Source organism: Kitasatospora sp. NPDC056800, assembly GCF_042789775.1.
Lineage (GTDB): Bacteria > Actinomycetota > Actinomycetes > Streptomycetales > Streptomycetaceae > Kitasatospora.
Genome location: NZ_JBHUAL010000086.1, coordinates 21,462 through 34,965 on the forward strand (window position 1 = coordinate 21,462; position 13,504 = coordinate 34,965).

11 protein-coding genes, 1 tRNA gene and 1 pseudogene are annotated in these 13,504 nt (G+C 75.9%); 5 read left to right on the forward strand and 8 right to left on the reverse strand.

All coding sequences use genetic code 11. The annotated features are described in order from the left end of the window. Window positions 1-37: 37 nt before the first annotated feature. A complete protein-coding gene (locus tag ACFRQN_RS20045) occupies window positions 38-1,660 on the reverse strand; it encodes a tetratricopeptide repeat protein (RefSeq protein WP_380741411.1) in 1,623 nt (540 codons plus the stop codon). A gap of 262 nt (window positions 1,661-1,922) precedes the next feature. On the opposite strand from ACFRQN_RS20045, the gene ACFRQN_RS20050 reads away from it, so the two are divergent. The 3 genes from ACFRQN_RS20050 to ACFRQN_RS20060 all read left to right on the forward strand — a co-directional run bounded on the left by ACFRQN_RS20050 (window position 1,923) and on the right by ACFRQN_RS20060 (window position 4,064). Then, window positions 1,923-2,438, forward strand: a complete 516-nt coding sequence (locus tag ACFRQN_RS20050; RefSeq protein WP_310593138.1) for a hypothetical protein — start codon at window positions 1,923-1,925, stop codon at window positions 2,436-2,438. A gap of 105 nt (window positions 2,439-2,543) precedes the next feature. After that, window positions 2,544-3,449 carry a spermidine synthase gene (locus ACFRQN_RS20055; RefSeq protein WP_049657326.1) on the forward strand — a complete coding sequence of 302 codons (906 nt, stop codon included), beginning with the start codon at window positions 2,544-2,546 and terminating at the stop codon, window positions 3,447-3,449. Between the two features lie 156 nt (window positions 3,450-3,605). Next, complete coding sequence (locus tag ACFRQN_RS20060; RefSeq protein WP_117487866.1) at window positions 3,606-4,064, forward strand: GNAT family N-acetyltransferase; 459 nt, start codon at window positions 3,606-3,608, stop codon at window positions 4,062-4,064. A 118-nt stretch (window positions 4,065-4,182) separates the two neighbouring features. Here ACFRQN_RS20060 and ACFRQN_RS20065 read toward each other — a convergent pair whose 3' ends face one another. From ACFRQN_RS20065 to ACFRQN_RS20085, 5 genes and pseudogenes are all read right to left on the reverse strand, one after another. Beyond that, window positions 4,183-5,091 carry a hypothetical protein gene (locus ACFRQN_RS20065; RefSeq protein WP_380741412.1) on the reverse strand — a complete coding sequence of 303 codons (909 nt, stop codon included), beginning with the start codon at window positions 5,089-5,091 and terminating at the stop codon, window positions 4,183-4,185. A gap of 109 nt (window positions 5,092-5,200) precedes the next feature. After that, entirely contained in the window at window positions 5,201-5,647 is a 447-nt protein-coding gene (locus ACFRQN_RS20070; protein WP_049660764.1) for a DUF4442 domain-containing protein, read from the reverse strand. 217 nt (window positions 5,648-5,864) lie between these two features. Further along, window positions 5,865-5,940 (reverse strand) — tRNA-His (locus ACFRQN_RS20075). A gap of 186 nt (window positions 5,941-6,126) precedes the next feature. After that, window positions 6,127-6,729 (reverse strand): oligoribonuclease, encoded by a 603-nt coding sequence (gene orn / locus ACFRQN_RS20080; protein ID WP_049660762.1) that lies wholly within the window; start codon window positions 6,727-6,729, stop codon window positions 6,127-6,129. A 557-nt stretch (window positions 6,730-7,286) separates the two neighbouring features. Then, window positions 7,287-8,582 (reverse strand): annotated as a pseudogene (locus tag ACFRQN_RS20085) (helix-turn-helix domain-containing protein); the annotation flags it as partial. Window positions 8,583-9,586: 1,004 nt separating this feature from the next. Here ACFRQN_RS20085 and ACFRQN_RS20090 point away from each other — a divergent pair. Further along, entirely contained in the window at window positions 9,587-10,396 is an 810-nt protein-coding gene (locus ACFRQN_RS20090; protein ID WP_380741413.1) for a GNAT family N-acetyltransferase, read from the forward strand. Between the two features lie 178 nt (window positions 10,397-10,574). Here ACFRQN_RS20090 and ACFRQN_RS20095 read toward each other — a convergent pair whose 3' ends face one another. Both ACFRQN_RS20095 and ACFRQN_RS20100 read right to left on the reverse strand, forming a co-directional pair. After that, the gene (locus tag ACFRQN_RS20095; RefSeq protein ID WP_380741414.1) at window positions 10,575-11,711 is read right to left on the reverse strand and encodes an HAD family hydrolase; all 1,137 of its coding nucleotides are present in this window, start codon (window positions 11,709-11,711) and stop codon (window positions 10,575-10,577) included. A 434-nt stretch (window positions 11,712-12,145) separates the two neighbouring features. Next, window positions 12,146-12,466, reverse strand: a complete 321-nt coding sequence (locus ACFRQN_RS20100; RefSeq protein WP_380741415.1) for a hypothetical protein — start codon at window positions 12,464-12,466, stop codon at window positions 12,146-12,148. Between the two features lie 453 nt (window positions 12,467-12,919). Here ACFRQN_RS20100 and ACFRQN_RS20105 point away from each other — a divergent pair, with 453 nt between their 5' ends. Next, window positions 12,920-13,396 carry a universal stress protein gene (locus ACFRQN_RS20105; RefSeq protein ID WP_049653914.1) on the forward strand — a complete coding sequence of 159 codons (477 nt, stop codon included), beginning with the start codon at window positions 12,920-12,922 and terminating at the stop codon, window positions 13,394-13,396. Window positions 13,397-13,504: the final 108 nt, after the last annotated feature.

A 13,504-nucleotide genomic window follows, 5' to 3' on the forward strand; every position in this document is an offset into this window, starting at 1 on the left:
CTCCGGGGCCCGTCGAGGCTAGGCCGGGCGGCGGGGCTCAGGCGGCCGCCGCCCGGTCGTAGTCGGTCAGGAACCGGCGCACCTCGGGCACCGCGACGTGCGGGCGCAGCCGCCCGGCGGTGTCCGCGAGCATGCTCCGGATCCGGGCCGAGCGGACGGCGCCGAACAGCGCGACGGCGGCCGAGCCGTGGTGCGCCGCCCCCGCCAGGTCCCCGCGGCCGAGCCGGTCGTGGGCCAGCTCGGCGGTGTACAGCACCCGGTTGCGGACGAAGTGCGGCTTCTGGAGCGCTATCGCCAGCCCGGCCTGCTCGCTGGCGCGGTCCCAGTCGCCGAGCGCCGACCAGCACTGCGACTGGAGGCCGGCGATCTCGGCCTCGCCGAAGAAGGACATCCACTCCGGGTCCCGCCCGCCGGGGCCCCGGTCGAAGAGGGCGTACGCCCGGCCGAGCGCTCGCTCGCAGGAGACGCGGTCCTGGAGCAGCGCCCAGGCGCCGGCCTCGCGCATGGCCAGCAGGGCGAGCAGCCGCTCGGAGCCCAGGCCCCGGGCGGCGACCTGCCCGGCCTGGGCGGCGCGCAGCGCCTCGCGCGGGCGGCCGGCGTCCCGGGCCAGGAAGGCGCTGTTGCAGAAGACGTGCGCCTCCAGGGCGGAGTCCCCGGCCATCCGGGCGGTGGCGAGCGCCTCGGAGTAGAACGAGCGGGCGTCCGCGAGCCGGTTCGAGTCGTGGGCCAACCAGCCGACGGAGATGGCGAGTTCGCCCGCCCCGGTCTGCAGCCGGCGTTCCGTCTCCGGGCTGTACTCGCACTCGTTGAGCAGCACGTACGCGTTGCGCAGCGACCGCCCGGCGAGCTCGTACAGGGCGTCGGCGCCGTGCGCGTCGTCGGCCAGCCGGATCTCCCGGACGGCCTGTTCCACGCCGAGCACCTCGGCGGCGCCGACCCGGCGCAGCGGCCCCACCGGCCCGGGCCGGCCGGGCACCATCGGTTCGCCGCCGAGCAGCGACGGCGCGGTGAACTCCGCACCGGGGAAGGCGCCTTGGCCGGCGAGCGCACCGGGGGCGCCGTCGGCGCCGGCCTGCCGGCCGGCCGCCGAGGCCGGTCGGTCGATGCCGACCACGGAGGCCAGCGCGGTGGTGCCGCCGGCCAGGAACGTACGGCGACGCACGTCGTCGTTCTCCTCGTCGAGATTGGGCGATCCATCGGGCCCCCTGGGCACCGTCCCGCGGCTCGGCCACGGGTGCCCGTCCGGTGCGGCTGGATCCGTGTACGGCGAGGCAGCGTACGGGAGTTGAGTGGAGAGAGGTGAGCGCGGGGCGGGCGGGGGCGGGAACGTCGGGTGGAGCGGAGGGGGTTCGCTCCACCCGACGGACCGGTCCGCCGGGCGGCGGCGGACGGAGGTCCGGGGGGCGAAGCCGAGGTCGGTGAGCGCGCGGTCCGGCCACATGTGCCGGAACACCCGCTCGTAGGCGTAGTTGGGGCAGCGGATCTCACCGGACTCGACCCGCCCGACGTACCGGGCGTCGCAGGACACGTGCTCGCCGATCTCGCGGGCGGCCCTGCGGACGGCCGTGGCGAACTCGCCGGGAGAGCGGTCGCCGCGCAGTGCGCGCATCACGGCGTTGGGGGACGGACGGTTCGGCTCGGCCGGTGGGGTGGCTGCCATGGCGCCGAGAGTACTCGGAGTCACCGAGCGGACACATTCGGTTGGTGGGACATATCGTGTCAACCCCGGGTAAAAAGGGCGATGTTGCGGGGTATCCGCCATGAAATGCCATGCCTTGCTGTAATGCGCCCCGTGGCCTGCGCCACGACCCCCGCGTTGTCCTGGTACGAGGAAGAAGCCCACGCCGTCGCCCGGCCCGTCCCAGCCGGGTGGCCCCTCCCAACGGCTGTGCTTCCGGACCCGACGAGGTACAGGAGAGCCCATGATGGCCACCGGACTGCCGCAGTACCGACCCGTCCCCGGGGGAGTGCTCGCCGGCGCGGCCCCCGCCCTGCTCCCCGAACCCGCCGACGACCGGCTCTCCGGCCGGGGACCGGTCGAAGGCGGCCGCCTCCCCCGCGGCGGCCACCGGCGCGAGCGCACCGTCCCCGAGGAGGGCGCCGTCGTCAGCGCCTGCGACACCGTGACCGTCGCCCTGCGGCACGGCCTGGAGGCCGTCGACATCCTGAGACTGCGCCGCGCCTGCGGAGTCGTCCTGCAGAGCCGCAACGGCAGCACCGTCTCCTTCCTCGTCCCAGCCGGCACCTGGGAGACCTGGCACCTGCCCGGCAGCTCCTGTACCGCGGGCGCCCTGCTGCCCGCCGCCACCGACCCGCGCTGGGTGATCCCGCCCTCCGGCACCGGCCGCACCGCCCGCCCCACCGACGCCTGGGTCCTCCGATCCGCCCTCTGCGAGGCCGCCTGCACACTCACCGCGGGCGGCCTCGGCCCGTTCTAGCGGGCGTGCCGCGCGGACCCCGCCGGGCCAGTCGACCTCCGGCCGGGCCCCCGTGGCACGCCCCTGACCAGCGGACGTCCCCCGGCGGCGGCGATAATGGCCGCCATGGGACGAAGCAGCAGAGCCGCACGCGGACCGGAACCCGAGGCCACCACCGGACCGGGCGGACGCACCCACGCCCAGGGCCCGCTCAGCCGCCCCGTCGGCTCCGGCCTCGCCGAGCTGCGCCCCGACCGCGACCGCCCCGCCGCCTGGTCGCTGCTGATCGACGGCGCCCCGCAGTCCCTCGTCGACCTCGCCGACCCCACCCGCCTCGGCTTCGAGTACCAGCGCCGGCTCGGCCACCTGATCGACCTGGTCGCCCCGCCCGGCCGCCCGCTCACCGTCCTGCACCTCGGCGGCGGCGCCCTCACCCTCGCCCGCTACACCGCCGCGACCCGGCCGCGCTCCCGCCAGCAGGTCGCCGAGATCGACACCGCGCTCACCGAACTCGTCCGCGCCGAACTCCCCCTGGAACGCGGCTGGCAGATCAAGGTGCGCGGCGCGGACGCCCGCGGCGTGCTGGAACGCACCCCCGAGGACAGCGTCGACCTGGTGATCACCGACGTCTTCTCCGGGGCCCGCACCCCGGCCCACTGCACCACCGTCGAGTTCACCACCCTCGCCGCCCGCGCCCTCGCCCCCGGCGGCTGGTACGCCGCCAACATCGCCGACGGCGGCGCCCTGCCCTTCGCCCGCTCCCAGGTCGCCACCCTCGCCGCGGTCTTCCCCGAGCTCTGCCTGATCGCCGACCCCGCCGTGCTGCGCGGCAAGCGCTTCGGCAACCTCGTCCTGGCCGCAGCCCACACCCCGCTGCCGATCGCCGAACTCACCCGCCGCGCCGCCTCCGACCCCGCCCACGCCCGGGTCGAACACGGCCGCGCCCTCACCGACTTCGCGGCCGGCGCCGTCCCGGCGACGGACGCCACGGCGGCCCCGTCCCCGGAACCGCCGCCGGGGGTGTTCCGCTGACGGGCCGCTCGTCGCGGTAGGGGGTTCGGCGGTCCTGCGGGTGCTTCTCCGCACCGCTTCTCCGCGCCCGCTCCGCCGGCCGTAAAACCGTTTGCAGGCGACCGAGTCGCGGCCGACAATGGCGCTGCCGTCCGGCCAGCGACCCGAGGGGGCGTCATGGAGATCAGACCGGCCCGGCCGGAGGAGGCCGCGCTGCTCACCGGCATCGCGCTGCGGTCCAAGGCGTACTGGGGCTACGACGAGGCGTTCATGGCCGACTGCCGGGCGGAGCTGACCGTGGACGCCGGTGTGATCGAGCGGTCGGCCACGGCGGTGGCCGAGGACGACGGGCGGGTCCTGGGCTTCGTCTCGCTCTCCGGGGCGCCGCCGACCGGGTCGCTGGACCTGCTCTTCATCGAGCCCGAGTCGATCGGCCGTGGCGTCGGCCGCGCGCTGTTCGAGCGGGCGAGGGGCCTGGCCGTGGCACTCGGCCTGTCTCGGCTCGTCATCGAATCCGACCCGAACGCCGAGCCGTTTTACCTCGCGATGGGCGCCATCCGGATCGGCGCCGTCCCGTCCGGTTCGATCCCGGGACGCGAACTCCCGCTGCTGGCCGTGGACCTGGCCACGCCTTAGGTGGGGGTGGAGCGCTGCCGCCCGGCCCTGGGCCCGGTGACCGGAGGCGTCCCGCCGCCTTCTCGCGGCTGCGCAGCGTCCCCATGCCTACGGGGCGGTCCGCCGCGGCCGGGGCCGCTCAGTGGCCGCGTGGCAGTCCGCGGTGCTTGCACATGGCCGCTCCGGTGAGCAGGAGTCCGGCGGCGATGGGGACGAGGACGGCGGTCGCGGTGGCGGAGCCGTCTCCGGAGCCGGCCGCCGTGGCGGTGTCGGCGATGGCCGTCGTCTTGGGCGTGCTGTCGTGATCCGGCGCGGGGGTGGCGGTGGAGTCCGCCGTGCTGCCGGCTTCGGCGGTGGGTCCGCCCTCGTCGACGGCGGTGGCCGCCTCCTGGAGCAGGGGTTCCGTCGCGGCCTCGCGCTGCCGGGGGACGGTGGAGAGGGCGCCGCCGCGGTGCCGGGTGGCGGAGGGCGGGTCGGCGGGTTCGCCCTCGCGGGAGGCGCGGGGGCCGTCGGGCCGGGCCTGGGCGGGGACGGTGCCGAGCAGGCCGGAGGCGAGCGCGAAGGCGTCGGGGACGGCCGCCCGCTGACCGGGCAGGGGCAGGCCGCCGGCCCGGATGCGTTCCTGGAGGGTGCCGCCGACGGCCCCGGCGACGCCGGTGATCCCGCCGGCGGGGCCGTTGCCGGTCGGCTCCCCGGCGGGCCCGGGGGAGCGGCCCGGCGGTCCGGACCCGACGGGACGTTCGGCTGACTGCCCGTCGAGGGCGGGTCCGTCGAGTACCGGCCTGTCGAGCACCGGCCGGTCGAGTGCCGGTGCGGCCTGCAGCGCGCGGCGGACGGTGGGCCGGGCCGGGTCCGGTACCGGGTCGGCGGTGGCCGCGTACGCCCCGGGGGCGCCGAACCCCCAGAGCTGTGCGAGCAGGGCCCCGGCGGCCGCGAGGGCCCGGGGGCGGGGCAGCCGCCGGGCGATCCCGCGGCGGGCGCCGGCGACGCCGCGCGGGGCGCCGCGGGGGACGGGTTCCTGGGGCTTGGTCGCGTGATTGGCTCGCACGTGAATCGAGAACGAGCGGCCGGGCGGTGAGGTCACGCCCGCCGTCACGGACAGTCATCGTACGGGTGGCCCCGGGCCTGTTCTCCCGGGGCCACCGACCGGGTGGCGGTCAGGAGTTGGGGCGCAGGGTCCAGGTGACCGTCATCACGCCGGTGACGGCTCCGTCGGCGCGGGTGATCTCGACGGTGACCGGGAACTCGGGGCGGCCGCCGGCGTCCAGCTCGGCGACGACCTCGGCGGCCGGGCGGCCGAGCAGTGCGGTGGCGGTGACCTCGCCCATGGCCAGCTTCTTGTACGCGATCTCGGCGTTCACGGCGAGCGGCACGGCCCGGGACAGCTGGTCGCCGAAGGCGGCGAGCACGATGCAGCCGCTGGCGGACTCGGCCAGCGTGAACATCGCGCCGGCGTGCGGGCCGCCGACGTGGTTGTGGTACGCGGGCTGGTCCGGGAGGCGGAGCACGGCGCGCTCCGGGGTGGTTTCCAGGTACTCCAGCTTGAGGGTGTGCGCCATCGGCACGGTGGAGTCGAGCATCTGGCCGATCGTGGGAGTGGTCATGGCGACGATGTTACTAGTCGGTAGCTTCTGGGGGCAGGGGTCGCCGCAAAGCCGATCCGGCGGGCGCGTGTGAGGGAGCGCACACGCGGACGAGGGGGCGCGTGCGCAGCTGAGGCCGTGTCCGGCTGAGGCGGTGTTCGACCGAGGCCGTGTTTGACCGAGGGAGGCGAAAACGCCTGAGGGGCCGATCTCTTGAAGAGATCGGCCCCTCAGGCTCTGGGGTGAGTGACGGGACTCGAACCCGCGGCCACCTGGACCACAACCAGGTGCTCTACCAACTGAGCTACACCCACCATCTGTCCGGCCCGTTCCCGCTCTCGCGTTCCCGTTCCGACAGGAAGAACTCTACAGGATCCGAGAGGGTGCTCGCGCCAGGGTTTCGCTCCGGCGAACGCGGGCACCTTCCCGGTCCCTCCGACAGGGGTCCGCCGGGCGGCTCCGGGCGATTCCGGGGTGGGCCGCCCGGGGCGGGCCCGGGCTCAGCCCGCCGGGGCCTGGTACTTCCCGGCGATCGCCCGCGCGGTGTCGGCGTCCGGGCCGGGCTGCGGGACGAACACCGCCTCGCGGTAGTACCGCAGTTCGTCGATGCTCTCCCGGATGTCGGCGAGCGCCCGGTGGTTGCCGCCCTTCTGCGGGCTGTTGTAGTACGCCTTCGGGTACCAGCGGCGGGCCAGCTCCTTGATCGAGGAGACGTCCACGATCCGGTAGTGCAGGTGCTTCTCCAGGGCCGGCATGTCCCGGGCCAGGAAGCCGCGGTCGGTGGCCACCGAGTTGCCGCACAGCGGGGTCTTCCCGGCCTCCGGCACGTGCTCGCGCACGTAGGCGAGCACCCGCTCCTCGGCCTCGGCCAGGGTCACGCCCTGCTCCAGCTCCTCCAGCAGCCCGGAGGCGGTGTGCATCTCGCGCACCACCTCGGGCATGTTCGCCAGCGCCTCGGCCGGCGGCCGGATGATGACGTCCACGCCCTCGCCGAGGATGTTCAGCTCGGAGTCCGTCACCAGCACCGCGACCTCGACCAGGGCGTCCTGGTCGAGGTCGAGGCCGGTCATCTCACAGTCGATCCATACCAAACGGTCATTCACACAACTCACCCTACGGCGCGATCACGCGCCGCGGGGACCGGTGGAGCCGAGCGGGGTGCCTCGGCCTGGTGCTCCTCCGGTCCGTCGTGCGTGCCGTGGCCGTCCGGGTGCTCGTCCTCCCGGCCGGTCAGGACCGTGTGGCCGTCCCGTCCGGTCCGGACCTCGCGCGCCGCCCGGGCGCCCTCGGGCGCGGGCCGGCCGGCCTGGCCGCGGACCTGCGGAGCCCGGGCCTGGCGGCCGCGGAGCTCGCCCGGGCCGGAGCCCGGCTGCCCGGCCGGGGCCGGCATCCGTCCGGTGGCCGCGCCGTGGCCGCGCCCGGCCGAACCGGGGTCGTCCGCGGGCCGCTCGGCCGCGCTCCGGTGCCCCTGGCCCTGACCGCGCACCCCCGGCTGGGGGAGGCCGTCCTCCGCCGCCGCGTGCTCGGCGGTGCGCGGCGGACGACCGGTCCCCGACCCGGCCTGCGGCGGAACCACCGGCGGCCGCAGCGGACCACGCCCAGCCGCACCCTGCTGCCCGGGGTGCGACTGCTGCGAGGCCTGCTGGTGCGGGTACGGCTGACCGCCGCGGGCGTGGAAGGCCTGGCCGGTCGGCGTCCCGACCTGGCCCGGACCGAACCCGCCGGGCTGGCCGTGGCCGCCCGGCTGCCCGTGCTGGCCGTGCGGCACCGGCTGTCCGTGCGAGCCGACCGGGAGCGGCGCGCCCGGACCGGCCGGGAACGGCTGCCCCGACGGCATGCCGTGGGCCCCGCCGAACAGCGGACCGCCCGCCGGGACGACCGCGCCCGCCGGGTGCGGGATCGCTCCGGACAGCCGCAGGTCGCCGAGCGCACCGGCCGGCGCGGTCGGCTGCTGACCGGGACGGCGGGCCCGGTAGCTGGTCCGGTACGCGGCCGGGGAGACCCCGAGCTGGCGGCGGAAGTGCCCGCGCAGCGCCACCGGCGAACGGAACCCGCACCGGCGCGCGACGTCGTCCACCGACAGTTCCGAGGTCTCCAGCAGCCGCTGCGCCTGGAGCACCCGCTGGGTGATCAGCCACTGCAACGGCGCGCTGCCGGTGAGCGTGCGGAACCGCCGGTCGAAGGTGCGCCGGCTCATGTACGCGCGAGCCGCCAGCACCTCGACGTCGAACTGCTGGTTGAGGTTCTCCAGCGCCCAGGTGACCACCTCGGCCAGCGGGTCGTTGCCGATCTCTTCAGGTAAAGACTGATCGATGTACTGGGCCTGTCCTCCGCCGCCGCGGCGGCTCGGCACCACCAGGCGGCGGGCCAGCGCGTTGGCAGCCTCGGCGCCGTGGTCGCTGCGCACCACGTGCAGGCACAGGTCGATGCCGGCGGCGGTGCCGGCCGAGGTGAGCACGTCGCCGTCGTCGACGAACAGCTCGCGCGGGTCGACGTGGACCCGCGGGTAGCGCTTGGCCAGCGTCGGCGCGTACATCCAGTGGGTGGTCGCCGGGCGGCCGTCGAGCAGGCCGGCGGCGGCCAGTACGAAGGCGCCGGTGCAGAGCCCGATGATCCGGGCGCCCTCGTGGTGGGCCTTGCGCAGGGCGGTGATCGCCTCGACCGGCGGGGGCTGGGAGATCGAGCGCCAGGCCGGTACGACGATCGTGCCGGCCCGGGCGAGCGCCTCCAGGCCGTACGGCGCGGAGAGGGTCAGTCCGCCGGTGGTGGCCAGCGGGCCCTCCTCGCCGGCGCAGACCAGCAGGCGGTAGCGGGGCACCCCGGCGTCCTGGCGGTCCACGCCGAAGACGGAGAGCGGGATGGAGCTCTCGAAGATCGGGGCGCCGCCGAAGATCAGCACCGCGACGGTCTCCCGGCGGCGCCGGCCGGACAGCTTGCGCGGGGCGGAGGCCGTCACCGGGGTCGGGGAGCCGTTCGCGCCGGGCCCGCCGTGGCCCAGCGGGCCGTGGCCGGAGCCGAGCGCGAGGCCGCCGAGCGGACCGCCGCCCGGCCCGGCGGCGACGGTGCCGCCGCCGTTCGGGCCCGGGGTGCCGCCGCCGTAGCCGGGGTGGCCGGAATGACCGGGGTGACCGAGCTGGCCGCCGTAGCCCGGGTGGCCGGAATGGCCGGGGTGGGCGGGATGTCCCGGGTGGCTGGAATGGCCCGGGTGCTCGCCGCCGTAGTTCTGGCCGGGACTGACGGGTCCTCGGCTGACGGGTTGTCCGCCGAAGGCCGGCTGGCCCCCGTAGGCGGGCTGTCCTCCGTAGGATGCCGCCGCGCCGTGGTCCGCCGTGGCCGGCGCCGCGCCGGGGCCGATGCCGGTGCCCGCCCCGGGGGAGGGCACCGCGGAGTACGAGGAGTGCGAGGCGGCGCCCGGGGTGCCGGAGGTGCGGGTGGTGGCGATCGCGGCGGTGCCAGTGCTTCTCGCGGACCGACCCGAGCTGCCGGCCGCCGCCTGGCCGCTGTCAGGACCCGCGTCGCTCCTGCTCACCCTGCTCAAGGCGCTCAAGCCCCCTCGGTGGTGTGGTGTGGGTGGTGCGGCACTGCTGGCCAAGATCGAAATCTATCGGGTGGACCATTGCCGTTGTGACAAGTTCACCATCCGACGCTATGTCGACATGGCAATTTGGCGTGATGCATTCGATCACGAAGCGTGGCACCCGTCGACCTTTCTGGGAAGAGGGCCGGGGCAACGGTGGCTGGTTGTCGCGGGACGGTTCCTGGGGCGTCCGGCTCCGGTGCGCCCGGCCGGCTGGTCTGGGCTGCGGATTTGCCCAAGCGGGAGGGATCGGCGCGAAATTGACCGAAAATCGGCGGTGCACGAGGGGGCGCACGGGGAGAAGTCGTGCGCCTCCCAGGCTTCATCCGGCCAAGCCTGGGACGGCGGAACCGGGAACCGGAGCACCGGGTTACGGTCCTGCCGTGAACACCAACAGCCGGCTCGAACGGGCCAACGACAACGCCGCCGCCTTCTGGCTCGCCCAAGCCCGCGTCCACGGCTGGCAGTCCCGCACCCGCCCGGGGCTGACCGCGGTCCGGTGCGCCCGGACCCCGGACGACGCGCACCGCATCGTGGTGACCCGCCCCTACGACGAACCGGCCGCCGTGGAGCAGGAGTTGGCGGAGCTGATGGCCGATTGGTCGACCATACGCTGCACCGTGGAGGACCCGTACGACGGGCTCGACCTCACCGGCCTCGGCGCCACCCGGATGCCGCTCATGCCGGTGATGGTCCGGGACCCGGGACCGGTCGAGGGAGCGACCACCGACCTGCCCGTGGTCTCGGAGGCGCACGGGGGCGGCGTCCTGACGGTCGATGAGGCGCGGGACGGCGACAGCTTCGCCCTGGTCGAGCGGACGATCGTGGAGGGCTTCCCGCTGCCCGCCCGACAGCCCTGGGTCCGGGGCGAGGCCCTCCCGGAGCGACTGCTGGACGTACCCGGCTGGCGGGGCTGGCTCGGCCGCGTCGACGGTGCGGTGGCGGGCACCTGCCTCACCTATGACGACGGCCAGGCAACCGGCGTGTACTGGGTCGCGACCCTGCCCGACCGGCGCGGCCGGGGCGCGGCCCGCGCCGTCCTCCGGACCGCCCTGGCCCACGCGCACCCGGACCGCCCGGCCACCCTGGTCGCCACCGCGCTCGGCGAACCGCTCTACCGCAAGCTCGGGTTCGTCGAGCAGGCCCGCACCTGCTGGTGGACCCGTACGGCGGCGGTGGCGGCGACGGCGTAGCCGGGGCGGCGGGTGGAGTCGGTGGGGCGGGTGGAGTCGGTGGGGCGGGCGAACGGCTGACGGCGGCGCGGGGGCGGGCAGGGGGGCGGCAGGGGCGGTGGGGGAGCGGGGCCGGAGCGGGGCAGGGAAGTAGGGGGCGGGGAAGCGGAGGGGGCTCGGGCGGGGTGTGGCCGAGGCGTTACCGGGCGGCCGCCACGGCGGCCGCGGACGACGCCGCGGACGAGGCCGCAGGGGGCACGGCGGCAAAGGCGGTCCGGGCGGGGACGGCGCCGTCGGGCCCGCTGCCGAGGGGCTTCGGACGGACGGCTCCGGCCGCGGCGCCGGCCGCGGCCGGTGCGGGGCGGAGGCCGTCCGCGGCCGGACCCGGTCTGCTCCCCGCCCTGGTCCCGGAGCCCGGGCCGGTCTCCGGACGGGCCTCGGCGATCAGGGCAAACCCGCCGGATCGGTTTCGGACACCCGGCCCACCTGCGGCGGTGGCGGTCCCGGCGGTCCCGGCGGCCGCGGGAACGGATGCACTCGGGCCGTCCACGGCGGCCACCGCGGGACGTGCGCCGGACCGTGCGCCGACCAGCGCCGTCGCGTGAACCGGTGCTCCCGCCGCGGCCTTCCGGAGCGGCCCGCCGGAGCGGACGTCCGGCCGCGGCGAGGGCGCGTTCCGCGCGGCGAGGACCTGGCCGACGGCCTCCGGCAGACCGGCCGCCTTCAGCGTCGGCCGGTAGCCGCTCTCCGCCCACGGTCGGCCGTGGTGCAGCCAGACGCTCCGCAGTCCGGTGAGTTCGGCACCGGCGATGTCGGCGGGCGCGTGGTCCCCGATCATCCAGGTGTGCTCGGCCCAGTCCCCGGTGGGGGCGATGCCGCACCGCTGGGCCGCCATCTCGAAGATCAGCGGGTCCGGTTTGACGCAGTCGGCCTCCTCGGAGATGACCCAGCCGTCGACCAGGGGGCCGAGCCCGGTCCGCCGGATCTTCTCCAACTGCGGCCGGGTGCCGCCGTTGCTGACGATCCCCAGCGTCCACCCGGCGGCCCGGGCGACCCGGAGCGCCTCGATGTGCCGGGGCGGGCAGTGGATGTGGGAGTTGATGCCGCGTCGGTAGTGGGCGGTCAGGAAGTCGGCGGAGGCGTCCAGCCCGTAGCGCCGCCGGACCGCCGACAGTACGGTGCTGCGCGGTACGTAGCCGCCGCCGTCGAGGGTGACGAACCAGTCGAGGTCGACCGGCGGGAGGTCGTGCTCGGACAGGAAGTCCTGCGCCCAGGCCCGGTAGGCGGCGTCCCGGGGCAGCAGGGTGTTGTCGAGGTCGAACAGGAGCAGGGACATGCCGAGCATGGTGCCAGCGGCCGCACCTATGCATATGGCAAATGCCAGACGGCGTCGCGAAGCCGTACGCGTTGGCTGAAACGGCCTCCGCACCCCCGTGGCGGGCGGTGAGGCGCGGGCTCACCGGGACTGTCGGGGCAGGTCGGACGTCACGGTTCGCGACGCGCCGCAACGGATCGTCGCCGATCCATGACAGTCCGGTCACGGTGTCCCGTGGGGCTGTTGCGCCGCCCGGTCCGCTCAGTCAAGCTCCAGGGAACCTCCTTTCCGGAGGGGGCGCGATCGCCTGTGGGCGGGGCGCACAGCCTCGGCGGGCGCATCCCCCTTTCGCGGGAACAACGTCGCTCCGGGGCTTCCTCGCTGGGCGGGGCCCCAAGCCCGTCGTACTCTGAAAGGAACAGGTCACATACGGTGCTGCGCGGCGCAGACCGACGTCATCCCGTGGGCGGGCCTGCTGCCCGGGCAGCGTTGTCCTCCTCTCCTGTCGGCCCCTCTCCATCGAAGAGCCGTGAGCCATGGCTGGTTTTGAGCCTCCCCGACCGGTTGAACCGGACACGTCCCGCAGCGTGGACCCGGCCCGCGGGCCTGCCGCCGATCGTTCCGACGGCCGCGCCGAGCTGTGCGCCGACCAGCGCGGCGAGGACGGCCGTGACCACCACAGTGACCGCCTCGGCGACGACCACGACGATCACAACGACCAGGACGGCAGTCACGGTAGTTACGGCAGCCACGGCGACGAACGCGACCGTGGCCATGGCGGCGAACGCGACGGAGGCCGCGGGGACGACAGTGCGGGCGGGTCTGTCGACGGGCCTGCCGACACTGCCGGCGAACGAGCCGACGCGCGCGCCGAGGCCTCGGGCCGCATCCCGGGCGGACGGACGGGCCACGAGCGAGTCGACGACGGCGGCGTCGCCGACGACGCGGAAGGGTTCGAGGCGGCCGGAGCGGCCCGCGCGGCCCGGCCGGCGGCCGACGTGCCACAGCCTGCGGAGCCAGGGGAGCCCGGCCCCGGGCGCGACAGCCCGCTGGGTTTCGCACGCGCTCTGCGCGGCCTCGCCCGCCGGGGCAGCCTCGCCCGCCGTGACCGCCCGGGGCCCCGCCAGCGGCGTGGCGAGCCTCCGGCCGACCCCGCCGGGGTTCCGGTGACAGGCCGCCTGGGCCCGGGGGCCGAGTACCCGGAGGCGGCTTCCGGCGCGGCCGGCCCGCTGGGCGGGCCCACCGAGCCGTCCGGGCAGGACACCCCGGCGCCGTCCCTCGACCCGGTGTTCCAGCACGGTGTGGTGGTCGGCTTCGACGGCTCGCTGTCGAGCGAGCGCGCCCTCGCCTACGCCGTCGGCATGGCGCGCCGCTCGCAGTGCGGCCTGGTGATCGTGCACGTCGCCAACCGCCTGCCCGCCACGGTCTGGGCGGGCTGCGAGCCGCCCGTCTTCGTCGACCTCCCCGACCACCGGACCGAGGTCCTCGGCCTGGAGCTCGCCTGCGCGGACTTCCTCACCGGGGTGCCGTGGATCCTGGTCGAGCGCGGAGGGGACATCTGCCACGAGATCGAGGAGGTCGGCCGTGAGTACGCCGCCGACGCGATCGTCGTCGGCACGACGCACGGCCTTCTCGGCAAGATCTTCGGCTCGGTCTCCGGACGGCTGGCGCGGCGGGCCAACCGCCCGGTGATCGTGATCCCCTGAGGCCCTGTTCCGGCGGCGTCTCCCGAAGCCGCCGCGACACCTCCACCAGCCGGGTGCACCTGTCGCCACCATAGCCGGGGGGCTCCCCAACACACGTCGCGGGGCGGG